The organism is Burkholderia sp. BCC1999 (genome assembly GCF_905339975.1).
In the GTDB taxonomy this organism is placed as follows: Bacteria; Pseudomonadota; Gammaproteobacteria; order Burkholderiales; family Burkholderiaceae; genus Burkholderia.
In genome coordinates this window covers 159707-183464 of record NZ_CAJPHP010000006.1, presented here as the reverse complement: position 1 = coordinate 183464, position 23758 = coordinate 159707, and the positions used below count along the sequence as shown (strand labels likewise).

Annotated in this window: 25 protein-coding genes; 5 read left to right on the top strand and 20 right to left on the bottom strand. The window is 62.1% G+C overall.

Annotation, left to right across the window (positions count from 1 at the left end; genetic code table 11):
• The first annotated feature begins 1 nt into the window (after position 1).
• On the top strand, positions 2-1438 hold the full coding sequence (locus tag U5809_RS10670) for an efflux transporter outer membrane subunit (RefSeq protein ID WP_322086470.1): 1437 nt from the start codon (positions 2-4) through the stop codon (positions 1436-1438).
• Positions 1439-1493: 55 nt separating this feature from the next.
• On the opposite strand, the gene U5809_RS10665 is transcribed toward U5809_RS10670, so the two are convergent.
• The 5 genes from U5809_RS10665 to U5809_RS10645 form a co-directional block, all read right to left on the bottom strand.
• Entirely contained in the window at positions 1494-1676 is a 183-nt protein-coding gene (locus U5809_RS10665; protein ID WP_322086469.1) for a hypothetical protein, read from the bottom strand.
• Positions 1677-1682: 6 nt separating this feature from the next.
• On the bottom strand, positions 1683-2315 hold the full coding sequence (gene yfcF / locus U5809_RS10660; RefSeq protein ID WP_322086468.1) for a glutathione transferase: 633 nt from the start codon (positions 2313-2315) through the stop codon (positions 1683-1685).
• 143 nt (positions 2316-2458) lie between these two features.
• Positions 2459-2869, bottom strand: coding sequence for a TIGR02594 family protein (locus U5809_RS10655; RefSeq protein WP_322086574.1), 411 nt, complete (start codon positions 2867-2869; stop codon positions 2459-2461).
• A gap of 228 nt (positions 2870-3097) precedes the next feature.
• Positions 3098-3322, bottom strand: coding sequence for a hypothetical protein (locus U5809_RS10650; RefSeq protein ID WP_322086573.1), 225 nt, complete (start codon positions 3320-3322; stop codon positions 3098-3100).
• 280 nt (positions 3323-3602) lie between these two features.
• On the bottom strand, positions 3603-3806 hold the full coding sequence (locus U5809_RS10645) for a cold-shock protein (RefSeq protein ID WP_006485974.1): 204 nt from the start codon (positions 3804-3806) through the stop codon (positions 3603-3605).
• A 366-nt stretch (positions 3807-4172) separates the two neighbouring features.
• Between U5809_RS10645 and U5809_RS10640 the strand changes: the two genes are divergently transcribed.
• The 3 genes from U5809_RS10640 (at position 4173) to U5809_RS10630 (ending at position 7787) form a co-directional block, all read left to right on the top strand.
• The gene (locus U5809_RS10640) at positions 4173-5084 is read left to right on the top strand and encodes a LysR substrate-binding domain-containing protein (RefSeq protein WP_322086467.1); all 912 of its coding nucleotides are present in this window, start codon (positions 4173-4175) and stop codon (positions 5082-5084) included.
• Positions 5085-5216: 132 nt separating this feature from the next.
• Positions 5217-6533: an MFS transporter gene (locus U5809_RS10635; RefSeq protein ID WP_322086466.1), complete on the top strand. Its 1317-nt coding sequence runs from the start codon at positions 5217-5219 to the stop codon at positions 6531-6533.
• A gap of 12 nt (positions 6534-6545) precedes the next feature.
• Entirely contained in the window at positions 6546-7787 is a 1242-nt protein-coding gene (locus tag U5809_RS10630; RefSeq protein WP_322086465.1) for an amidohydrolase family protein, read from the top strand.
• 194 nt (positions 7788-7981) lie between these two features.
• On the opposite strand, the gene U5809_RS10625 is transcribed toward U5809_RS10630, so the two are convergent.
• The 9 genes from U5809_RS10625 to U5809_RS10585 all read right to left on the bottom strand — a co-directional run bounded on the left by U5809_RS10625 (position 7982) and on the right by U5809_RS10585 (position 18216).
• Positions 7982-9199 carry an IS256 family transposase gene (locus tag U5809_RS10625; protein WP_322086572.1) on the bottom strand — a complete coding sequence of 406 codons (1218 nt, stop codon included), beginning with the start codon at positions 9197-9199 and terminating at the stop codon, positions 7982-7984.
• A 108-nt stretch (positions 9200-9307) separates the two neighbouring features.
• Positions 9308-9508, bottom strand: a complete 201-nt coding sequence (locus tag U5809_RS10620) for a hypothetical protein (RefSeq protein WP_322086464.1) — start codon at positions 9506-9508, stop codon at positions 9308-9310.
• 322 nt (positions 9509-9830) lie between these two features.
• Entirely contained in the window at positions 9831-10742 is a 912-nt protein-coding gene (locus tag U5809_RS10615) for a hypothetical protein (protein ID WP_322086463.1), read from the bottom strand.
• A gap of 1067 nt (positions 10743-11809) precedes the next feature.
• The gene (locus U5809_RS10610) at positions 11810-12385 is read right to left on the bottom strand and encodes a hypothetical protein (protein WP_322086462.1); all 576 of its coding nucleotides are present in this window, start codon (positions 12383-12385) and stop codon (positions 11810-11812) included.
• 148 nt (positions 12386-12533) lie between these two features.
• Positions 12534-14396 (bottom strand): methyl-accepting chemotaxis protein, encoded by a 1863-nt coding sequence (locus U5809_RS10605; protein ID WP_322086461.1) that lies wholly within the window; start codon positions 14394-14396, stop codon positions 12534-12536.
• A gap of 169 nt (positions 14397-14565) precedes the next feature.
• Positions 14566-15231: a flagellar motor protein MotB gene (locus tag U5809_RS10600; protein WP_322086460.1), complete on the bottom strand. Its 666-nt coding sequence runs from the start codon at positions 15229-15231 to the stop codon at positions 14566-14568.
• 57 nt (positions 15232-15288) lie between these two features.
• The gene (locus U5809_RS10595) at positions 15289-16053 is read right to left on the bottom strand and encodes a flagellar motor protein (RefSeq protein ID WP_059237425.1); all 765 of its coding nucleotides are present in this window, start codon (positions 16051-16053) and stop codon (positions 15289-15291) included.
• Between the two features lie 13 nt (positions 16054-16066).
• Positions 16067-17317 (bottom strand): Crp/Fnr family transcriptional regulator, encoded by a 1251-nt coding sequence (locus U5809_RS10590; protein WP_322086459.1) that lies wholly within the window; start codon positions 17315-17317, stop codon positions 16067-16069.
• A gap of 236 nt (positions 17318-17553) precedes the next feature.
• On the bottom strand, positions 17554-18216 hold the full coding sequence (locus U5809_RS10585; protein WP_322086458.1) for a glutathione S-transferase family protein: 663 nt from the start codon (positions 18214-18216) through the stop codon (positions 17554-17556).
• 289 nt (positions 18217-18505) lie between these two features.
• Here U5809_RS10585 and U5809_RS10580 point away from each other — a divergent pair, with 289 nt between their 5' ends.
• Complete coding sequence (locus tag U5809_RS10580; RefSeq protein WP_322086457.1) at positions 18506-19861, top strand: polyhydroxyalkanoate depolymerase; 1356 nt, start codon at positions 18506-18508, stop codon at positions 19859-19861.
• Positions 19862-19971: 110 nt separating this feature from the next.
• Here the strand turns inward: U5809_RS10580 and U5809_RS10575 are convergent, their stop codons facing one another.
• From U5809_RS10575 to U5809_RS10550, 6 genes are all read right to left on the bottom strand, one after another.
• Positions 19972-20436, bottom strand: a complete 465-nt coding sequence (locus tag U5809_RS10575) for a hypothetical protein (protein WP_282511296.1) — start codon at positions 20434-20436, stop codon at positions 19972-19974.
• Positions 20437-20498: 62 nt separating this feature from the next.
• Positions 20499-20636: an HHHH-motif protein gene (locus tag U5809_RS10570; protein ID WP_006488624.1), complete on the bottom strand. Its 138-nt coding sequence runs from the start codon at positions 20634-20636 to the stop codon at positions 20499-20501.
• A 293-nt stretch (positions 20637-20929) separates the two neighbouring features.
• Positions 20930-21364 carry a cupin domain-containing protein gene (locus U5809_RS10565; protein ID WP_322086456.1) on the bottom strand — a complete coding sequence of 145 codons (435 nt, stop codon included), beginning with the start codon at positions 21362-21364 and terminating at the stop codon, positions 20930-20932.
• A gap of 74 nt (positions 21365-21438) precedes the next feature.
• Positions 21439-22206 (bottom strand): ABC transporter ATP-binding protein, encoded by a 768-nt coding sequence (locus U5809_RS10560; protein WP_042973307.1) that lies wholly within the window; start codon positions 22204-22206, stop codon positions 21439-21441.
• A gap of 33 nt (positions 22207-22239) precedes the next feature.
• Positions 22240-22953, bottom strand: a complete 714-nt coding sequence (locus U5809_RS10555) for an ABC transporter permease (protein WP_282511303.1) — start codon at positions 22951-22953, stop codon at positions 22240-22242.
• On the bottom strand, positions 22950-23639 hold the full coding sequence (locus tag U5809_RS10550; RefSeq protein WP_014900182.1) for an ABC transporter permease: 690 nt from the start codon (positions 23637-23639) through the stop codon (positions 22950-22952). The genes U5809_RS10555 and U5809_RS10550 overlap by 4 nt, the downstream gene beginning before the upstream one ends.
• Positions 23640-23758 lie beyond the last annotated feature (119 nt).

Sequence of the window (23758 nt, the reverse complement as noted above, 5' to 3'; positions counted from 1 at the left end):
CATGAAAAAGCTACTTCTCGCGCTGGCTGTCAGTGCATTCGCCGCCGGGTGCGCGGTGCAGCCCGCGCAGCATCCGGCGCTGCCCGAATCCGTTCAGACGCTCGCGCCCACTGCCTGGGATACGGACGTGCCGCGCGCGGGCATCGACGCCGCCGCATGGTGGGCACAATTCCACGATCCTGTGCTCGACCAGCTGATCGCCACCGTGCTCGACGGCAACCTCGATCTGCAGGCGGCCGCCGAACGCGTGAAACAGGCGCAGGCGCTGACCGTGCAGAAGCGTGCGGTGCTGCTGCCCGAACTCGACGCGACCGCGCATGCGGCCGACGCGCGGCAGAACACGCCGCCGCCGCTCGGGTATGTGCGACAGGCTGGCGCGGGGCTTGCGCTGAGCTGGTCGCCCGATGTGTTCGGCGGTGAACGGCTCGATTTGCTTGCCGCGCAGGCGGAACTCGTCGGGCAGAAACATGCGGAAGATGCGATGCGGCTCGCGCTTGCTGCCGATGCGGCATCCGCGTATGTCGATCTGCGCTGGGCGCAGCAGGAGTTGAAGATCCTGCAGGACAACGCGAAGATCCGGCAGCACGCGCTCGAACTCACGCGCAAGCGGCAGGCGTTCGGGTTGTCGACGGAACTCGACGTTACCCGTGCGCAGAACCAGCTCGATGCGCTCGAAGCGCGGATTCCGCCGACCCAGGCGCAGATCTCGCATCAGCTCAATCTGATCGCCGTGTATTCGGGGCGCACGCCGGAATCGGTCGATCGGCTCGTGTTGGCGCAGGCCGGGGAGATTCCGGCGCCGCCGGTTGGCGCGCCGGGAACGCTGCCTTCGCAAGCGTTGTTGCGGCGGCCCGATGTGCTGACGGCTTATGCGCAGGTCGAGCGGCGCGCGGCGCAAGTGGGCGTGGCGAAAGCCGAGCGGTATCCGAAGTTTTCGTTGAACCTGACGGACGGGATTCTGGCGGCTTCGTATCTCGGGTTGCCGACGTTGACCGATAACCTGTTCAGCGCGGCGTTGAGTGCGACGAGCCCGATCTTCAACGCGGGGCGGATTACCGCCGATATCTCGCAGAGCGAAAGCCGGATGCGCGAGTCGGAACTCGGGTTACGGCAGACGATGCTGCAAGCGTTGCGCGAAGTCGAGGATGCGCGCGCGAATCTCGTCAGTTCCGACGAGGCGACGCGGAAGCTGGGTAGCGCGCTCTCTGCATCGGACAAGGCGCTTGGATTGGCGAATCAGCTCTACAAGGGTGGCGCGACGGATTTTCTGGATGTGCTGTCGGCGCAGGAGGTTTATCTGCGGGATTCGGATTCGCTCAATCAGCTCAAGCGGGAGCATGCGCTCGCGGCGGTGGCGTTGTATCGGTCGCTTGGGGGCGGGTGGAGCAGGAATGACGCGGCCGGTGGGCCGGAGGTGGAGGCTGTGGCGAAGAACTAGGCGCAGTCACGATACGGTGCCGGCTTCAACACTTGCCGGCGCCCCGCCCCGCACTTCAGCCGCACGATCCGAGACATTGGACCGATGACAAGGCGATCAAGTAGACCGCCAACCACGCGATTCCCAGCCCCGCGATCACGGTGACGATACGCGTGACGAGCATGTGCCAGAACCGGACCGCAACGAACACGCCTGCCGCCAGCAGGAGCACCATGAGGATCGGCCCGATCACATTCATCGCGAATTACAGCGGCGGCCGCTTCAGCTTCACCCAGCGCTGCACCGACGCCCGCTCCCACTGCGCGTGCGCATAGTCGGCGAGGCGCTGCGGCACCGGATCGTCATTCAGCACCAGACGGTTCAGCATCACCGCCAGATCGACATCCGCAATGCTCCACTCGCCGAACAGGTTCACCGCACCGGGCGCGAGCAGCTTGTCGGCAACCGCGAACAGCTTCTGCGCGGCGGCCTGCGCGAGACTCGACATCGGCTCGCTCGACGGGCCGTAGAACAGCACTTCGGTCGACCGTTCCGTGCGGATCGGCATCAGGTCGCTGCGCAGCCACGCCTGCACCTGCCGCGCCCGCGCACGCTGGCGCGGCTCGGCCGGATAGAGCCGTGTGCCCGGGAAGGTCTCGTCGAGATACTCGGTAATCGCCGACGATTCCGACAGCGCGAAATCGTCGTGCACGAGCGTCGGCACGCGTTGCGTCAGCGACGTCGCCGCATAGTCCGGCGCGAAATGCGCGCGGTTGCCGAGATCGACGGTCACCAGTTCGTAAGGGAGTGCCTTTTCCTCGAGCGCGACGAAGACCGACATCGCGTAAGGGCTCGTGTATTGCGCATCCGCGTAGAGACGGAGATTACCGGTTTGCACTGCAGGCTCCTTGGGGGTGCGGAGATCGGCGACTGCCGGTTGGCGCGCCGACGGGCTCCGGATGGTCAATGCGGTGTGTTCGACAGATTAGCAGCGGCGGGAACCGCATTGTTTGCTGTTTTGTGTGTGCTGCCGCCGCGTGGTCATGCGGTGGCGGGCCAGCGGTATCCGATCACTTCGTTCAACGGATACGCGAGTTCGCGGACTTCTTCCAGCTGGTTGCCACCGAAGAGGTACACCTGTTCGGCGTCGTGACGCAGGTAGAAACCGACGTGCCCTTTCCAGCTCGTCGGGTCGTCACGCGTCAGGATCGCGATGCAGCCGTAGACCGGGCGGTCCAGCGGGCGGCCCCATTCGAGCCATGAGCGTGCCAGTGCGGAGCCCGTGCCGTGGAATCCGGCGTGTTTCATGCACCAGTTGACGAAGGACGAACACCAGGAAATTTTGTCGTCATAACCGACCAGGTTCGTCTGATTGTTGTATTCGACGATGCGCGGGTTGATGCTGCCGGGCGGATGGCGACGGATGCCGAGTTCGGCCAGTGCGACGGGCATCCACGGCGGATGGGCGGCCTCCGGGTTGCGCTCAGGATTGGATAGGGTCACGTCGTTCTCGGGCGAGTGTGATGTGTGCACAATCTTCGCACGAATGCGGAGGTTGGCCGCATCGTTCGGCCATCCGGTCGGATGGGTAGAGAATCGACCGCACGCGAGGTTCGGGCGCGCGATGTTGCGCGCCCCCGGGTGACTCACATGCGCTAGGTGCCCGGCACCACGGTGTTTTTAACCGCGCGTATCGACCCAGTTGCGGGCCCAGCGGGCCGAGTGCCGCAGTGCCTGCGCTTCACTCGCGAAGTAATCGAGCGAAAAGAACCGGTAGCGGCCTTCGGCGGACGCGTTATCGATGCGTTCGAGCTGCAGGTTGGCTGAAAAACTGCCGTCGGGCAAACGATGCGCCGAGGGTTGGACGGCATAGCCGTTGTACTGATGATTTTGCATGTTTTGAATTTTTAATTTTAATAATGTTCGACTGCGCGCTTGCCATGCGAAATGTGCACGGATGCGCCGACTCAAAGCCATTGCGAGCTGAATCTGAAGCAGTCGGAAAGCGAAAATAAGGCGCTGTGGCCGGAGGGGGGAATGAAGTGCAACGAGGCGTGTGGCGCTTGGTTAGCTGCTGAATGAACAGACGCAGCCAGGATCAATCGCGCCAACTGTAGGAGACAAAGCTCCGTGAGGATGTCGCTGCGACCCGGCGCCCATCGTGGGAGGCCGGGCCCTTCAAACTTTACAGCGGCTTGATGTTGGCCGCTTGCAGACCCTTCGGGCCTTGCTTCGTCTCGAAGCTCACTTTCTGGTTTTCAGCCAGCGTCTTGAAGCCGTCGGCACGAATTTCCGAGAAATGAGCGAACAGGTCGTCGCCGCCGTTGTCCGGCGTGATGAAGCCAAAGCCTTTGCTGTCGTTGAACCACTTGACGATACCGGTATCCATGAAGATTCCTTGAGAAAAAAATATGAAGATTTGCCCTGTTGGAGAGCGCCTGAAGTTTCAAGGAGGGAGAGGACAACGAATACCGCTGAGGACAGCGAGCAATTGATGAACAGCAATCGGACTTCTTGGACTTCGGCGCATACACTAACCGCCGGGCTGGTGTGCGTCAACAGCTAACTTGTAACTGTTTTACCTCGCGATCCGTTTTTCGGACGAATCGATACGGCCCCAACAGGCAGCGCGCATTGCCTGGCCGGGCACGCGTGCGCACGAGTACGCCAATCGGCCAGGCCCTTCCCGCCTTGTGATTTCCGTTCGATCCGCCCGTATCATGTCGGCAGCCCCCGCCCCGATTTCCCGCCCGCCATGCGCATCACGCCGCTTCCGCCCCTGCAGTGCCTCGTCGCGTTCGAAGCCGCCGTGCGGCACGCGAGCTTCACGAAAGCCGCCGCCGAACTGCACCTGACCCAAAGCGCGATCAGCCGCCAGATCCAGCAACTCGAGGAATTCCTCGGCCGCTCGCTGTTCGTGCGCGAGCATCGCTCGCTGCGGCTGACGATCGCCGGCGAGCAATACGCGGCGCAGGTCCACCATCTGCTCACGCAATGCGCGGAAGCCACGCACGACGTGATGAAACCGTACGGCGATCTCGAACTGACGATCGCGTGCTCGTCCGGCGTCGCGGTGCTGTGGCTGACGCCGCGGCTGCCGGACTTTCGCGCCGCGTATCCGAACATCAAGCTGCGCCTGATCGTGCGCGACGGCCTTGCGTCGATGTCGCCGGCGGAATTCGACGTCGGCGTCTACTACGTGCGCCAGCAGGCACCGGCCGAATACACCGTGCGCAAGCTCTTCGACGAGGAAGTGTTTCCCGTCTGCGCGCCGGGCTATCTGGCCGGCCGCACGCTGAACGCGGCCGACCTCGCGAACGAAACGCTGCTGCGCCTCGAAGACGGCCAGCGCCAGTGGATGTCGTGGCCCGAATGGTTCGACATGAACGACGTCGACCGGCAGAAGCAGCAGCCGCAGGACATCATGATCAACTCGTATCCCCAGATCGTGCAGATGACGATTCTCGGCCAGGGCGTGTCGCTCGGCTGGCGCTACATGATCGACGCGTGCATCGAAGCCGGGCTGCTCGTGCGCGTGACGGATGCGTCCGCGAGCCACGGCGGCGGCTATTACGTGATCTCGCCCAACGACCGCGCGCAGAACCAGGCAGCCCGCCTGTTCACGCGCTGGCTGTTCGAACAGGCGGAGAAACAGACCGCGCCCTGAATGCCCTGAGTGCGATGCATGCGTGTAGCGCATGCGTGCATGCGAATCTTTCGTTTCAGAAAAAAATCCGGCTGTCCGTAGCATGGGATTCACGCGGGGCAGCCGTCCTGTGTTCTGACAAAGGAAGAGACCATGCAAGGAACGCTTTCCCCGCGCGCCGCGCCTGCCGTCGATGCGGCCGTGCAGCAACGCCGCCGCGCCATCGTCGCGACCGTGATCGGCAACGGCCTCGAATGGTTCGACTTCACCGTCTACAGCTTCTTCGCGGTGATCATCGCGAAGCTGTTCTTTCCGACCGGCAACGAACTGACCTCCGTGCTGCTCACCGTCGCGACGTTCGGCGTCGGCTTCTTCATGCGGCCGGTGGGCGGCATCGTGCTCGGCGTCTATGCCGACAAGGTCGGACGCAAGGCCGCGCTGTCGCTCACTATCCTGCTGATGGCGGCCGGCACCGCGCTCATCGGGATCGCGCCAACCTACGAACAGGCCGGCATCGCCGCGCCGCTCCTGATCGTCGTCGCGCGGCTGCTGCAAGGCTTCTCGGCCGGCGGCGAGATGGGCGGCGCCACCGCGTTCCTCACCGAATACGCGCCGCCGGAGAAGCGCGCGTATTACTCCAGCTGGATCCAGTCGAGCATCGGTTTCGCGGTGCTGCTCGGCGCGGCGACCGGCACGTTCGTCACCACGTCGCTCGATACGCAAGCGCTGCATAGCTGGGGCTGGCGGCTGCCGTTCCTGCTCGGGATCATCGTCGGGCCGGTCGGTTACTTCATCCGCAGCCATATCGACGAGACGCCCGCGTTCAGCGCCGTCGAATCGCAGGCGAAGGAAAGCTCGCCGCTGAAGGAGGTGCTGTCGACCTACCCGCGCGAAACGTTCGCGAGTTTCTCGATGGTCATTCTGTGGACCGTCTGCACATACGTGCTGCTGTTCTACATGCCGACGTATTCCGTGCGCACGCTGCATCTGCCGCAATCGACCGGTTTCGCGGCCGGCATGGTCGGCGGGCTGATGATCATGTGCTGCTCGCCGATCGTCGGCCGGCTCGCCGACGTGTGGGGACGGCGCGTGTTCCTGTCCGGCTCCGCGCTCGCGATCCTCGTGCTGGCGTGGCCGATGTTCGCGTGGATCAACCATGCACCCGGGTTCGCGTCGCTGATCGTATTCCAGGCCGTGTTCGGCGTGCTGATTGCGACTTACACGGGGCCGATCCTCGCGGCATTCGCGGAGCTGTTTCCGACCAAGGTGCTGTCGACCGGGCTTTCGGTTGCGTACAACTTCGCGGTGACGACCTTCGGCGGGTTCGCGCCGTTTCTGATTACGTGGCTCATCGCCCGCACGGGCAGCAACATGGCGCCTGCTTTCTACGTGATTCTCGCGGCGGCAGTCAGTTTCGTTGGGACGCGCTTCGTGAAGGATGCGAAGCGTGCGGCCTCCATGACTCGATAAGGAAATTTCTCCATGACCATTACCGTGCTTCAAGGCGGCAACGTGCTCGACCTCGAACGAGGCGTGTTGCTCGAACATCATCATGTCGTGATCGAAGGCGAACGGATCGTCGAAGTCACCGATCGGCCGGTGGATTTTCCGAATGCGCAGGTGATCGATGTACGCGGCAAGACCGTGATGCCGGGGTTCATCGATTGCCATGTGCATGTGCTGGCTTCGAATGCGAACCTTGGTGCGAATGCAACGCAGCCGAATATTCTCGCGGCGATTCGGTCGCTGCCGATTCTCAATGCGATGTTGTCGCGTGGGTTTACCAGCGTGCGGGATGCGGGGGGCGCGGATTGGAGTTTGATGCAAGCGGTCGAGACGGGGCTGGTTTCAGGGCCGAGGATTTTTCCGTCGGGGAAAGCGTTGTCGCAAACCGGCGGGCATGGGGATTTTCGGCCTCGGGGGGATTTGCTGGAACCCTGTTCTTGTTGCTTTCGGACGGGGGCGATTGCGCGGGTCGTTGACGGTGTCGAAGGTGTGCGGCTCGCCGTGCGTGAGGAAATTCAGAAAGGCGCGACGCAGATCAAGATCATGGCTTCAGGTGGGGTCGCTTCGCCGACTGATCCGATTGCGAACACGCAGTATTCGGAGGATGAGATTCGTGCGATCGTCGATGAGGCCGAGGCTGCGAATACTTATGTGATGGCGCATGCGTATACAGGGCGGGCGATTGCGCGGGCCGTGCGTTGCGGTGTGCGGACAATCGAGCACGGGAATCTCGTGGATGAAGCGGCCGCGAAGATCATGCATGAGCATGGGGCGTTTGTGGTGCCAACGCTGGTGACTTATGACGCGCTGGCCAAACATGGCGCGGAGTTCGGGATGCCTGCGGACTCCGTCGCGAAGGTGGCTTCCGTGCAGCAGAAAGGTCGCGAGTCGCTTGAGATCTATGCGAAGGCCGGCGTGAAGATGGGGTTCGGGTCGGATCTGCTCGGCGAGATGCATGCGTTTCAGTCGGGTGAGTTCCGGATTCGGGCGGAAGTGCTCGGGAATCTGGAAGCGCTCAGGTCAGCGACGACGGTGGCGGCGGAGATTGTGAATATGGAGGGGCTGCTTGGGGTGGTTGCGGTAGGAGCGATCGCTGATCTCGTCGTGCTGGATGGCAATCCGCTCGAGGATATCGGGGTGGTGGCCGATGAAGGCGCTCGGGTCGAGTATGTATTGCAGCGGGGAGCGATTGTGAAACGGCGCGACAGCGGGCGTTGATGTGGAGGCATGCGGCTATTTCGGCGGGCGCGGTGCGGCCTCGCGGGCCTTGCGGTCGTGACAGTTGTTGAAGGTGGCAGTGGGTGTGAATCGCGGCGTTCGCGGCAATGGCCAGGGCGGTGTCGCCCCGGCGGTCGGTCGCGTTCGGGAACGCGGGGGTGTCAGGATTTCCGTGTTCAAGGCGGGTTGAGTAACTACACGGAAGGTCGAACGAATCGATCTGCGTAAAGGATAGCGAACTGGTTCATGGCCGTCTTCCAGTCATGAGCGGCACTGCCCCAATTCGCCGTGATGTTGCGCAGGGCCAGCCAGATGAGTTTGGTGGCTGCCTCGTCGGTCGGGAAGTGGCCACGGGTCTTGATGATCTTGCGCAGTTGCGAGTTGATATTTTCAATCGCGTTCGTCGTGTAGATGATCTTGCGCACGCCCGGAGGAAACGCGAAGAACGGGATGACGCGATCCCAGGCGTTGCGCCACGCGCCACTGACGGTCGGGAATTTCTGGCCCCAGAGACCCGCTGCAAATGCATCGAGTTCAGCCTGAGCGGCTTCTGCACTGGGGGCTGCGTAGATCGGTTTGATCGCCGCAGCCAACCCGCGGCGGTCTTTCCAACTGGCGTAATCGAGGCTATTGCGGATCAGGTGGACGATGCAGGTTTGCAGCGTCGTCGCCGGAAATACTGCCGCCAGGGCCTCGGGCATGCCCTTCAGACCGTCGGTCACGGCGATCAGGATGTCGTGAACGCCGCGCGTCTTCAGATCGTTGAACACCCTCATCCAGAACTTGGCGCCCTCGGTGTTCTCGATCCACAGACCCAGGATCTCCCGGGTGCCGTCGGGTAGCACGCCCAGCGCCAGATACACCGCCTTGTTGCGCACGACGGCGTCTTCGCGAATCTTGACCCGCAGCGCGTCGAAGAACACCACCGGATACATCGGCTCAAGCGGTCGGGCCTGCCAGGCCGTCACCTCGGCCATGACTTCATCGGTCACGGAGCTGATGAAGTCCGGCGAAACCTCGGTGCCGTATTGCTCCAGCAGGAAACCTTGAATCTCGCGCACGGTCATGCCCCGGGCATACATGGCGACGATCTTGTCGTCGAAGCCAGTAAAGCGCCGTTCGTGCTTGGGAATCAGGATGGGTTCGAAGCTGCCGTCGCGGTCGCGAGGCACCTCGATGCGAATCGGACCGTCTTCGGTCAGGACCGTCTTGGCACCTTTGCCGTTGCGCTGATTCGTGGCATTGGTCGGCTTGGCTGCACCGGCAGGGTAGCCGAGATGATGGCTCATCTCGCCGCCCAACGCCCGTTCGATCAGCGCCTTCTTGAGTGCCAGTGTCGCGGCATTGATGGCTTCAGCGGTCATCGGACCGTTGCCGAACTGCTCAAGCAGCTCGGCCGGAATCGCCGGCAGAGCCGCCGGCTAGGCTTGCGGTTTGCGAGGCATACACTCTCCTTGAGAGCATGTTATGCCTTAAACACGAAATTCCTGACAGGCCCGGAAACGCTCGCATTCCACTCGCTAGAGCCGCATCAAGCGGCCCTTGCAGGTGTTATAGCGGCGACGGTTCCCAATCAGGACGTGGTACGGCTGCTCTCGCAGCGCCAACTGGCTGTAGTCCGGCGTGATCGTGATCGTCCGGGTGACGTCGTTGACGTTGAGGTACACGCGATCGCCCGGCTTGAAGCCGAAGATCTTGAAATTGATATCGATCGCCTTCATCCACGGCAGGTACGGCCAGCCACGCTTGGGAAGCGTCCCCTCCCAGAATCAACCATTAAAGGCCAAATGTGTCAGTCGCCTCGAACGCCGAGTAGGTTAACGTGATCGGGAAAATATTAACGTAGCCTAGTGCGCTCGCCGGAATAAGTGCCTCACCTTTTGACTGGATGACCAATTTCTGATTGAGCAAGAACTCCCTCTGCAAACATGCGGAGCACTTGACCAATCCGATACCCATAGGTCCGAATCAGAGCTGGCCGACCGACTTTCTTTCTGAAAATCCGACATTAATTCCACCACGCGATTAAACGCGGCGACCCAACTAGACGAAGAGTTCATCGATACGCTGAATTTGGCTTCTCGCCTTTTCCTTATCATTGTCACTCATAGATTTTGCCCGACCAACGTAAGATTCAATATACGATCGCGTATTATCGATAAGTCTTTTGTGAACCTCACTTACCCGACAAATCGGATACTCAGATGTGAAATCAATCCCAACCAATCCCACCGCCGACATACACGTCACGAATGCCCAATTAGCTGTCGCGACATCGTAATCAATTATTAACCCAACATCCTTGATTGAAACATCTTTTCTCGATCGATTCGCCTGCACCAGTGCATATGTTAGCAAATTATATATAAATGGAGAGCGCGCAAGAAATCTATCAACCACAGCATCGGACAGTTCATGCGCACCAGTTAATTTCCGATTAAGCTCATCTTTTCCAACCTTCTCTTTTGACGCAGCTTTCGCTGCGTCGACTACATTCATTTCAAGCTGATCCAATCGCGTAGGAATTGCTCCAAGCGTGGCCTGCAAGCTTTGACTTTGGTTGCGAATCGACTCAAGAGTGACATGTAAACCTGAAATCGAAGTGGCAACTTCCCGCGTCACACGCTCGACTGCTTCAGCATTCCGCTCAGCTGCTTCAGTTGCCGTAGTTGTATGTGTCACAAATTGCGATATCTGATCGCGGCTTTTTCCAACCTCATCAGCCACGGTCGATATATTTCCAAGACTCTTCGACAGCCCATCATTCGCGATGAATGAATAGAAAATCGCCACCAGGCCAAGCATCAACGACGTCATCGTTGCAGCGTTGCTTAGATAAGTCGTGAAGTCTTTTTGTGCTGTCCAACGGTCAGTTGCGATCACAATAATTGCGATGCTCAGCATGACCACGCAATAGAAAAAGTGAATTTTGAGGGTTTTTTCTTGATCGTTCATTTAGGATCTCCCGGCCGTACCGGCGGCTGACTGTCAGCCTACCTGAGGCGCTGGTTTATTGATTTTGTTTGCCTACTCCAGACCAACGAATTCTACCCGAAGGGTTCCCAGCATCTGAACCAAACACTTGCAGGCATCAGATATCTACAAAAACCATCACTTCTGGCGGCTCTTCTTGCCCGCTTCAGCGCTGCAGTCCAGAATCTGCGCACCCGTGTCGATGGACTATTGCTGACCCGCCTATTCGCTATGCCAGCCTCTTGCCACCTCCAACGAACCACCGTTCCTGATGAAGAGCAGTAGGTTGACATGGGACGTTGATACCGAAAGACCCGTGCGCGCATCCCATGTCCCGCGAGCCAGCGTCTTAGTCCGCAATGTATTTTTCTGCATGAATACATTCAACGGGTCGTCCGCGTAATCGCCGAACGGTCCCGGACGTCGAAAGTCAGCAGACGTATACAACGCAAGTGCCGCATGTTGGTAGGGGCCGGGTTCAAGCTTCAGCGCCGAGCGACCCATGTCGATTACACGCGACTCGAGTGTAGAAATAAGTCTCCTGGCGACACCCTGCCCCGACCTCGTGGGCTGACGTACATGCGCCTCAATTCGCCGAATTCAGGATAGAGGACAATCGCACTACACCCGATTGCCACACCCTCACTGTCCCGAGCAACAGCAGACAGCACATTGGATCGCTTCAACGATGCAGATCCAGCGCGTGCCGACTCTCCGGCGGGTACAGGGTGTCTTGGTAGGCATCCAGATCGATGATGAGTGCGGTCACGCCGGGCTGATCAGGCGACTCACAAGTAATGTCCATGGCTGAAGAGCGCGAGGCAAAAAGAATTTGAAGCAACTGGTGGCGAAAAAAACGATCAGCATCTACGCCGATCTGACTTTCAGCCGCCGATTGTCAGCGGTGATTCCGGAATTGTCTAACGATACTACGCCCGGACGATAATACCCTATTGAAGAACATCGTCATCCATTATTGCTTGAGTCTCGACAACGATCTGCGGATAGGCCATCTGTACCGGCAAAACAATCCCGCCGCCTCTCGTCAATCACTCACCCCACAAGCGGCATTCCCCAGCACCTTCACCTCCAGCCAGAGGGCATAAACCCTCCCCCCTTACTTGACGGAAACGGCCAACGTATTCGGCGCCTCCGGCATCCCAGAGCAGCAACGCCTTCACCACCGCATCAGCCGGCTTCCGCTTCACCAGCAACTCTGCAAACCGACACGTCGCAGCATCATCATCGAACACATCCGTATAAAAAGTCTCGTTAACAAAGATAACGGCAACATCATCGGTCGACTTGAGCCCCACATCCGCCCTCTTCGCCCAAACCTTCAAAAGCGGAACCGTCGCAACAAGCAGACTCACCTCCACGTCACCGGGAACAACGCCTTGCACGTTACTCCCCGCCGTCGCAGAAAACCCTTTCACCTTGACCGTCCCGACGAGTTTAACCAGCCTCGCATTCACCTCAGCAGCATATTTCTTGTTCAGCTCCGTCTGATCTTTCATCCTGGCCGCGCCAACCTCGGCAGCAACCTTCTCCCGATAAGCCAGATAAGAATTTGTCGGAGCCCCGACAACCTCCGCCGCCACCGCAGCAATGACGGTGACAAGCACCGCCGTCTCCGCCCCAACCCTTCATTCTGGAATTGCGTTTCATTTCTATCATTTCCGCCAAATCCCGCGTCAACATGCAAAAACGGCTGCCATGAACCCACGGCAGCCGTCCCTCAGAACCGCCCAACCCCAGACCGCAAATCACCCCTTACTCATCCACCTTAAAAGCCGACACCAGCTTGGTCAATTCCGCCGCCTGTTGCTTCAAACTCGCCGCCGCCGCTGCGCTTTCCTCGACCAAAGCCGCATTCTGCTGCGTCATCTGATCCAGCGACTGCACTGCATCCCCAATCTGATCGATCCCGGCACTCTGCTCCAGGCTCGCCTCGGCAATCTCGCTCATCATCGCGCTCACACCCTGCACCTGCGAGACAACATCACTCATCACCTTCCCCGCCTCACTCACCAGCCGCGACCCGGTATTCACCGTCCCTGCGCTGTGCTCAATCAACGCCTTGATCTCCTTCGCCGCCTGCGCACTACGCTGCGCCAGATTCCGCACTTCCGAAGCAACAACAGCAAACCCCCGCCCCTGCTCCCCCGCCCGCGCCGCCTCCACCGCAGCATTCAGCGCCAGAATATTCGTCTGAAACGAAATACTGTCGATCATCACGATGATCTCGGAGATTCGCTGCGACGCGTCGCTGATCTGCTCCATCGTCGTCACGACCTCGCCCACCACCTGCCCGCCGCGCGCCGCGGTATCCGACGCGCCATTAATCATCTTCGCGGCCGTCGTCGCCGTTTCGGTGTTATTGCGCACCACGGCCGTGATCTCTTCCATCGACGAAGCCGTCCGCTCCAGGTTGCTCGACTGCCCTTCGGTCCGCTCGCTCAGATCCGCATTCCCCGACGCAATCTGCGCCGAACCCGTAGCAATCGACGCCGAAGCCGCGCGAATCCGGTGAACCAGCGTCGACAGCGACGACACGAACCGGTTGAACGCATCCGACAACTGCCCGATCTCGTCCTGGCTCTCGACCGTCATCCGGCGCGTCAAATCACCCTGGCCGCTGGCGATCTCCGACAGCAGCGTCGCCGCGCGGCGGATCGGCGCAGCAATCGCGCGCCCCACAAACCAAATCACGAGCAGCGCGACCCCAAGGCCCACCACCGCCGCAACCAGCGCCGCGCTGCGAATAGCACGCGTCACCGGCCCGAGCAATTCAGCCTGCGGCACTTCGACGACAACATAAGCATTCAGCTCCGGAATGAACGACGTCGCGATAAAGCGCGCGCCGCCGTCGCCTTCGTAGCTCAGGTACGCGTACGGCTTACCTGCGAGCAGCGTAGACGACGCATCGCCCGGCAACCCCGGCTGATCCTTCAGGAAATGCTTGCCGTCGATCAGCGACGTATCGCGATGCATCATGAACGCGCCGTCGGGACGCACGAGATACGCGAACCCGGTCTGGCCGATCCGGTACGCCGAAATACCCTTCGCGAGCGCATCCACGGACAGGCTCATGCTCGCCGCGCCGATCGGCACGCCGTCGAGTTCCACGCGGCTGTTGATGAACATCATGTAGCCGCCGACGGTCACCTCGCGGTCCATGTTCACGTCGAACGCCTTGCCGGACGACAGGAAACTCGTCAGCCACTGATCCTTGTCGGTGACTTTCCGCTGCAGGCCGGCTTCGTTGTAGTAGTTGCCGCTCTTCACCGACACCCACTGCACGGACGCGGCCTTCTGCTCGTCCTTCACGTTCTTCGCCAACTGGATCCAGTTGCGCGTGCCGGCATCGGGTTCGCCGTCGGCTTCCCATTGCAGCAGGAACGCATCGCGCGCGAGAATCCGCGATGCGGCGATCGGCCCGGCCATCTGGCGCTGCACGTCGGCGCGGATGCCGTTCACGGCGGTCGGCAGTTCTTCGCGGACGACGCGATCGCGCACCGCGTTGCCGATCAGGCGGACGCTGAGCCCGCTCGAAATCGCGACGAACACGAGCAGGCAACTCGTCATGCTGAGAATCAGCTTGTTCTGAATGGAAAGCTTGCGCCAGAAATGCATGGGGAACCCTCGATAACCGCTCGGTCTGAGCCAGTTTGGGTTATCGGCATGCACGCGCGGAACCGCATCGCTGATTTCAGATACCAATCATGCGAAATTCGTTATGTTGGTGACAGGCGGGCATATACGGCCACCTATATCTGCTGGAACAACAGAAATACAACGCCAGTCAGTAAGCAACGAAAATCGTCACCCGCCGATTCCTCGCTCTTGAAGCCGCATCATCACCCGCCACAAGCGGCTGCGTATCTGCCCGCCCGATCGCCGCCAGGCGATGCGGCGCCACACCGCGCTCGGTCAGATAGCGCACGACACTCCCCGCACGCGCCGACGACAGCTCCCAGTTCGATTCGTATTTAGCGTTCGCGATCGGCACGCTGTCCGTGTGGCCTTCGACGAGGATGTCGCCGGTCGCATGATCGCTCAGCGCCTGCGCAATCTGGTTCAGCACCGGCGACGAATCCAGCAGCAAGCGTGCATCGCCGACATTGAACAGGATCTTCGCGTCGATGCCAATCTCGACGCCGTGCGGCGCCTTCACCAGCGAAATCCGTCCGTTCGACTTCAACGAATCGAGCAGTGCAAGCCACGGCGGCGCATGGTCGGGCGTGGCGGCATCGGCAGCACTCGCACCACCAGCCTGCCGCGCAAGCGTCTGGTATCGCGCATCGAGCGCGTTGTATTTCGCGAGCTGCAGCACATACAGCGCGAGAAACAGCACCATCAGCGTCGTGATGAGATCCGCGTACGAAATCAGCCAGCGCCCGGACTGCGCGCCTTCGAGTTCGTCATCGTCGCGATCGGCAGCGGATGCGCCGTCAGTTCGAGCTGTCATGCGGTCGAGAATCCCGGTTCGTCATACGGCGCTGGCGCCTGAACAAGCACACGCCCATCAAGCAAGCGATTCGGCTGCACGCCCGCGCACATCGCCGGTCAGGCGCGTTTCGATCGTATGCGGCGATTCCTTGCGCGAAATCGCGAGCAGGCCGTCGAGATACAGCTTGCGGAACCGCATCTCACTATCGATCTGCGCGCGCAGCTTCCCATACAGCGGCAGGAACACGAGGTTCGCAAACGCGAGGCCGTACAGCGTCGCGACGAATGCCACCGCGATGCCCGGCCCGAGCTGTGCGGGTTCGAGAATATGGCTCGTCACCTGCACGAGCCCGAGCACCGAACCGAGAATGCCGAACGTCGGCGCGTAGCCGCCGGCCTGCTGCCACACGCGCACGGCCGCCAGCCGGCTGCGCTCGTACGCGTCGAGTTCGCGCTGCAACGCATCCTCGAGCACGGCGGTCGACACGCCGTTCGCCAGCAGTTCGAGCCCGCGGCGCGCGAACGGATGAATCCCGCTCACGTCCATCGATTCGAACGCGAGCAGCCCGTCGACTTTCGCGCGATCGCCCCATTCGAGCAGGTCGGACAGGTTCTTGCGATCGACCTCGCGCGCCCGGACGAACGCGAGCCGCAACTGCTTCACCGCGTCGAAGAAACGCGCCCACGTGTTCTGGATCATCACCGCGCCGAGCGTGCCGCCGAGCACGATCACGAGCGCCTCGAACTGGAACAGCATCGAGAAATGTCCGCCTTCGAGCGCGAAACCGAACACGATCGCCGCGCCGCCGAGCACCACACCGGCCAGGGTCAACAGATCCATATGCCTCTCCGTTTCACGCATCCGACGACGACGTCGACGCCACCGGCGCCACGCCCGCCGCAGGCGCCTTTGCCGCGCGCACGGCATCGAGCACGCGCTGCTCGATCTCCTCGACCTCGATCGGATCGAGCTTGATCTCGCGGCGCATCACCCACGACACCTCGTTGCGCCGCGCCTCGGTCATCACGGAAAACAGCTTGTCGGCCACCGCGCGATCGTCGAGGTTCGCGATCAGCTTCGCGAGATCGTACGTATCGAACGCGCTGATCACGTCGAACAGCGTGCGCTGGTCGACCCACACGAGATCCTCCAGCGCGCGCACCTCGCCGCCGCGACGCGCGTTGCGTCGCGAGAAGTACGCCACGCCCTTCTGCTCGACGTAACTGAGCACCTTCGATTTGCGGAACGCGAAGACTTCGTCGGCGATCTCGCCGTTCGACAGCTTGTTGAGCAGCAGCGTCTTGTCGACGCCGATCAGCGATTCCAGATCGGCCAGCTCGATGAGTTCGAGTTCGCTGTTGATCGACAGGTCGAGATCGTGATCGGCTACCTGCTGCGCGCGATCGATCACGCGTGCGGCGTCGAACGTGACGACCTGGCGCGCATCCGACGAAGCCGCGTAGTCGATTGAGCCACCCGCGGCATCGGCCTGCGCGGCTTCGATCGAGACGAGATTGAGCTTCTCCATGCGTCGCAGCATCGCGAGCACGTGCGGGCGCGAGTGGCCGGCAATCGCGCGGCATTTGCGGATCACTTCGGCGAGCGGCACCGAGGTTTCGGCCGCATGGGCCTGCATCGGCCGGCGCGCCCACGAGTCGCTCGCTTCGCGTGCATCGGCGTTCGCCATCAGCGCCAGCAGGTGCGCATACGACAGCACGCCCGGCATGAAGTCCGCATGTGTATAGGTGGCAAGCTGGTCGTCCTTGCGCTTCACGCGGCGGATCATCGTCCGCACGATATGGCGCAGCAGCGCGGACACGCGCTCGATTTCGTCATCGAGCATGCCGGCCGGCACGACAGTGAGCTGACAGAACGACAGCGCCTTCGCGGTATGCGCACGTGGCTCAGCCGCGAGCAACGCCGATTCGCCGAAGAACTCGCCGCGGCCGAGCGTCGCGACGATGACGCGCTTGTCGTCGCATCGCGTGGACAGCTCGACCTTGCCGTCGGTAATCAGAAAGATGACGGGCTCGCCGGCGAAGCCCTCGGAATAAATGATTTCCCCGGGCGCCGCCGTACGCGTCCACGATTGCTGACGATTCAAGTCGATTCCCCTGCTGCGCTGGTTATTGCGGACTGCGCGTCGCACGTCGAAAGCGTGCGATCACGAGTCATCCCCGTGACTCGTTTACGTCAGCGGGCTCAACATCCTTTAGGGAATTCATCCTCGTTTCGAACCGAAATCAAGGTAAAACGTTTGCGAGTTGCGCGAGCGCATCGAACGTTCGTTTCGCCCCTTGCGCATGTAGTGAAATTGAAAGTGTGCGGCGATCGCGTGCGTCAGAACTCCATGTCGAGTTCGTCGATGTCTTCATGCTCGGCTTTCGCCGCTTCGATCCACTCCGCGACGAACGGATGCGCAAGCACGCGCATGCAGTATTCGGCGACGTCCGGTTCGAGCTTCACGTCGTAAGTCAGGAAGCGCGTGACGACCGGCGCGTACATCGCATCGGCAATGCCGATCTCCGCACCGAACAACCAGGGCCCGCCGTAAGCGGCCAGGCACTCGCGCCAGATCGTGACGATCCGCTGGATGTCGTGCTGCGCGCGCGACCAGATCCGGAAGCCGGGGAAATGCGCGCGCAGGTTCATCGGCAGCGCGGATCGCAATGCGCTGAAACCGGAATGCATCTCGCCGCAGATCGACCGGCAATGCGCGCGCGCATGCCGGTCGTCGGGCAGCAGCCGCGCCTCGGGCCGGATCTCGTTCAGGTATTCGGCGATCGCGAGCGTGTCCCACACCGTGCTGCCGTCGTGCGTCAGGCACGGCACGAGGATCGACGGCGACAGCAGCAGCAATTCCGCGCGCGACGTGGCATCGATCGGCACGCTGACCGTCTCGAACGCAAGCCCGCTCAGCTTCGCGAGCAGCCAGCCGCGCATCGACCACGACGAGTAATTGCGGCTGCTGATGGTCAGCGTCGTCTGTCCGGTGGATTCCATGTCGCTCCCCTGCTGGTTGCCGTTCGTGCCCCTGCACCGAAAACGGACGCATCACGCCGTTATCCGCACCACGCCTGTGCGGCCCATTCGCCGAACTGGCGCAGCACCGCACTGTGGCGCGGCACGCATCACACGCGAGACCGGCGCGGCAGCGCATCGCCTTCGCCCACCCGTCGTCACGTGCCGCCTGCGCCGCCGCGTTCCCGAACCGCGTGCAACGCGCGTGCCAGCCGCACGCTGGCACACGGCTTGCCTCGTTCCCTACAACGCGGCGCAACGAGCGACGGTCATGAACCTGCTTGCCTATCCGTTTTATCAATGGTCTGCCGAATGCCTGCGCCCGGCGCGTGCATGGGCGGCCGCCACGCGCGCGACGATGTCGCTGTGGCCACCCGCGACGTCGACGCCGACCGGCCGCATGCTCGACGCGCTGTGCGAACTGCTCGAATGCTGCGCGTTCTCGCATCGGCGCCCGCCATTCGGGATCGAATCGATCGTGGTCGACGGCGACACGGTGCCGATCGTCGAGGAAGCGGCGGCCGTCACGCCGTTCGCGACGCTGCTGCATTTCCGCAAGGCGCGGCCGGTCGCGCGCCAGCCGCGCGTGCTGATCGTCGCGCCGATGTCCGGGCACTTCGCGACGCTGCTGCGCGGCACGGTGCACACGATGCTGGCCGATCACGACGTGTACATCACCGACTGGCACAACCCGCGCGACATTCCGCTGACGGCCGGGCGCTTCGGCTTCGACGAATACGTCGAACACGTGATCGACTTCATCCGCCAGATCGGCCCGGACGCGCACGTGCTCGCGATCTGCCAGCCGACCGTCGCCGCACTCGCGGCAGTGGCGCTGATGGCGGCCGGCGGCGATCCGGCGCAGCCCGCGAGCCTGACGCTGATGGCCGGCCCGATCGATTGCCGCGTGAATCCGACGAAGGTCAACGCGCTCGCGACGAGCCAGCCGATCGAATGGTTCGCGCGCAACCTGATCAGCGTCGTGCCGGCGGGCTTCGTCGGCGCGCAGCGGTGCGTGTATCCGGGCTTCGTGCAGGTCGGCGCGTTCATGTCGATGAACCCGGACCGGCATGCGGCGTCGTTCGCCGATCTGTATTACGAGCGCGCGAAAGGCGACCCCGCGAAAGCGGACACGCTACGGCACTTCTACGACGAATATTTCGCGACGGCCGACCTCACCGCGGAGTTCTACCTGGAAACGGTCGAGAAGGTGTTCCAGCAATACGCGCTCGCGCGCGGCGAGCTGACGGTCGGCGACAGGCTCGTCGAACCGGCGGCGATTCATCGCACCGCGCTGTTGACGATCGAAGGCGAAAAAGACGATATCTGCGCGGTGGGCCAGACGGTGGCCGCGCAGGAACTGTGTTCGGGGTTACCGCCGTATCTGAAGACGCACCATGTACAGACGGGTGCGGGGCACTACGGCGTGTTCAACGGCAGCCGGTGGGAAACGCAGATCTACCCGATCGTGCGGGCGACGATCCATGACAACGAGCCGTACGATCGCACCGCGGCCGCGGACGGCGACACGAGCGGCACCCACTACGTCACACTGCGTGCCCTGCTCGATGCGCGCACAACCGGGAGCGATGCGACGACGGAAATACGATCCAATCACGCGTACTGAACGCGGGTGACGACACAAATGAATCGCCCCGCCGGACAGGCGGGGCGATTCAGGTGTTGCAGCATTCGGATGACGCGCGAGCGCATGCACTCGCGCGCCGGCCCTGCGCGTTACGAGCAGGCCTTGCCGTGCGACGCGTGGTAGCCCTTCGCCTTCGCGTCGGCTTCCGACATGTAGCTGCCGTGCTTCGTCTTGCCGTAGTACTTGTCGGTCGAGCAGTGATAGACCTTCGTGCTGTCGTTCGCCCACACCTTGCCTGCACCGCCGCCCGGCGCGGCTGCCGTCGTCGCGGCGGCGCTCTTCGCGGGAGCGGCGCCCGATGCCGGCGCAGCGGAAGCCGCCATGGCCGGTGCCGCGGCCGGTGCGCTCGCCGCGGCGGCGGCCGATGCGCCGTACCACGTCTTCACGCCCTTGTGGCCTGCACATGCGCCCTTCTTCGACGCGCCCGAGTAGAACGAGCCGTCCTTGCACAGACCGGTCGTGCCGGCCGGCGCGCTGGCCGGAACCTGCGCGAACGCACCGATCGACACACCCATGCCGGCGACCAGCGCGGCGATCAACATCGTCTTTTTCATAGTCCTCTCCTGATTTGCCTGAATGATGAAAGCGTCCGGGGCGTCCCCGGGAAAACCCACGGTTACCGCACCCAGCGGCACACGCGATGGTGGTGATGATCGAAATGGCACACGCGGTGCGAATGCGCTTCGGCCAGTGCCGGTACGAGCACGGCGCAAGCCAGTGCAGTTGCCGTCAGGATCTTCGCGATGCGGTTCATGGTGGAACTCTCCCGGATAGGTCAGCCGGTGATCCGGCTGGTACCTCCTTAACGCCGGTCGTCGACAGGCCGTGCACCGGGCATGCGTGCAATTGACGATCTTTGACATCGCATCGCCAATCGGCGGTCGAAGCTGACGAATATCTTTCTTTTCTTTCCGGATCTTCAGCTTCCCGATCCTTCGGCATTCGAAGGAACACGTTGAAGCGAAGGAAGCAGGTCGCGGGTGTCGATGAATCAACAAAAAACCGCCCGAAGGCGGTTTGTCGAAAGCGTATGCAGGCGCGCGAAGGCTACGCGCCCGCGTCGCCCCATGGTGTCGGCGGCGGCACCGCGCACGGCCCGTCGACGTCGATCGACTTGAAATCGGCGGGCCCGACGATCTCCAGGTACTCCATGTCCGGCGAGTAGTCGAACAGGTAGTGGACGATTCCCGGCGCCTGATGCACGCAGTCGCCGGCGGCCACCAGCGTCTCCTGTTCGCCGTACATGAAGCGCGCCCAGCCCTTCAGCATGATCACGATATGGAACTCGGCCTCGTGACGGTGCCAGCCGGTGCCCGCCACCGGTGCATGATTTGCCCTGACGAGTTGCGCGACGACCTTGCCGTTCGTCGCGGCCGCGATACCGAGATCGCGATACAGGAAGAAGTCGCGCAGGCCTTCGCCGCGATATGCGGTGTCCTGCGGCCGGACGTGGGAAAAGGCGGTGGTGGTCGGTGTGCTCATCGTCGTGCTCCTTCATCGAAAGGATCACGCGTGACAAGCATTTAGCGTTCCACCCTGCACCACCACCCGCGTGCTTACTTCAACCGCCCCGACAGGAACTGCCCGAGCCGTTCGCTCTTCGGATTCACGAGAATCTCCTGCGGATTCCCTTCCTCCTCGATCTTCCCCTGATGCAGGAAGATCACGTGATTCGACACGTTGCGCGCGAAGCCCATCTCGTGCGTGACGACGACCATCGTGCGGCCTTCCTCGGCGAGCTTCTGCATCACCTTCAGCACTTCGCCCACCAGTTCCGGATCGAGCGCCGACGTCGGCTCGTCGAACAACATCACTTCGGGCTCCATCGCGAGCGCGCGTGCGATCGCCACACGCTGCTGCTGGCCGCCCGACAGATGCGACGGATACATGCCTTCGACGCGCGGCGCGAGGCCGACCTTCTCCAGATACTTGCGCGCCCGTGCGATCGCTTCATCCTTGCCGATCCCGAGCACGGCCATCGGCGCCTCGATCACGTTCTCGAGCACCGTCATGTGCGCCCACAGGTTGAAGTGCTGGAACACCATCGACAGCTTCGTGCGCATCCGCTGCAGCTGCTTCTGGTCGGCCACGCGCAGCGAGCCGTTGCGGTCGCGCGTGGTCTGGATCGGCTCGCTGCCGATCGTGATCTGCCCCGAGCACGGCTGCTCGAGGAAGTTGATGCAGCGCAGGAACGTGCTCTTGCCTGAGCCGCTCGAGCCGATGATGCTGATCACGTCGCCGGCCTTCGCCTTCATCGACACGCCCTTCAACACCTCGTTGTCGCCGAACTTCTTGTGCAGGTTGTCAACGGTAAGCTTGTACATGCTGGGTCCTTCCTTGCGAATCTTGCGAATGCGTTAATGGCCGCGCGGCGAGAGGTACGCGAGCCAGCGCGTCTCGAGCTTGCGGAACGCCCAGATGAGCGTGAACACGACGACGGCGTACAGCACGGCGGCAATGCCGTAGGCCTGGAACGACATGTACGTCGCCGAATTGACGTCGCGCGTGACCTTCAGGATGTCGGGCACGGTCGCGGTGAACGCTAGCGTCGTCGCGTGCAGCATCAGGATCACTTCGTTGCTGTAGCTCGGCAGCGAGCGGCGCAGCGCGGAAGGCAGGATGATGCGCGTATAGAGCTTGTAGCGCGACATCCCGTAGGCCATGCCGGCCTCGATCTCGCCGGCCGACGTCGCCTTGATCGCGCCCGCGAAGATCTCCGTGGCATACGCGCATTCGTTCAGCACGAACGCGAGCAACGTGCAGTTCATCGCGTTGCGGAAGAACGTGTCGAGCAGCACGTGGTTGTGCACGACCTGCAGGCTGTAGATGCCCGTGTAGCACATCAGCAGCTGCACGTAGAGCGGCGTGCCGCGGAACACGTACGTATAGAGCCACACGGGGCCCGAGATCCAGCGGTTCGACGACGCACGCGCGATCGCGAGCGGCACGGCGAGCGCGAAACCGAGCGCGATCGACACGACCAGCAGCCACAGCGTGATCGCGAGGCCGCTGAAGCGGTAGCCGTCGGTATAGAGATAGCTTTGCCAGTACTGGCTGACGAGTTCGATCACAGTGCGAGCCTCCGGACACCGACGGAATAACGCTTCTCGAGGTGATGCAGCACGAGGTTGGATACCGTCGTGATCGCGAGGTAGATCGCGCCTGCAGCCAGCGTGAAGAAGAAGAAATCGAGCGTGCTCTTGCCGGCGTCCTGCGACGCCTTGACGACGTCGGCCAGGCCGATGATCGACACCAGCGCAGTCGCCTTGACGAGCACCTGCCAGTTGTTGCCGATGCCCGGCAGCGCGAAGCGCATCATCTGCGGGAACAGGATGCGGCGGAACACGCGCCAGCCGCTCATCCCGTACGCGAAGCCCGCTTCGAGCTGGCCGCGCGGCACCGAGAGGAACGCACCGCGGAACGTCTCGGTGAAGTACGCGCCGTAGATGAAGCCGAGCGTGATGACGCCGGCCACGAACGGGTCGATGTCGATCTGGTCCCAGCCGAGCATGTCGGTGAAGTTGTTCAGCAGGATCTGGATCCCGTAGAACAGCAGCAGCATCAGCACGAGATCCGGCACCGCGCGGATCAGCGTCGTGTAGAAGGTGCCGATCGACTTGAGCACGCGGTTCGTCGACAGCTTCGCGCTCGCACCGACGAGGCCCAGAATGAGCGACGCGGCGAGCGACAGCACCGCGAGCTTCACGGTCTCGACCGTGCCGGCCCACAGCAGCGGGCCAAATCCTTGGAAGATCATATGAGGGATCCAGAACGAGGTGGCTGGATTGTCAATAGCCATTAGCCGCGCATCAAACGATATCTGCGCACTACCTGATGCAGGCTGCTCATCAAGTCGGACGCATCACGCGAAGCGGG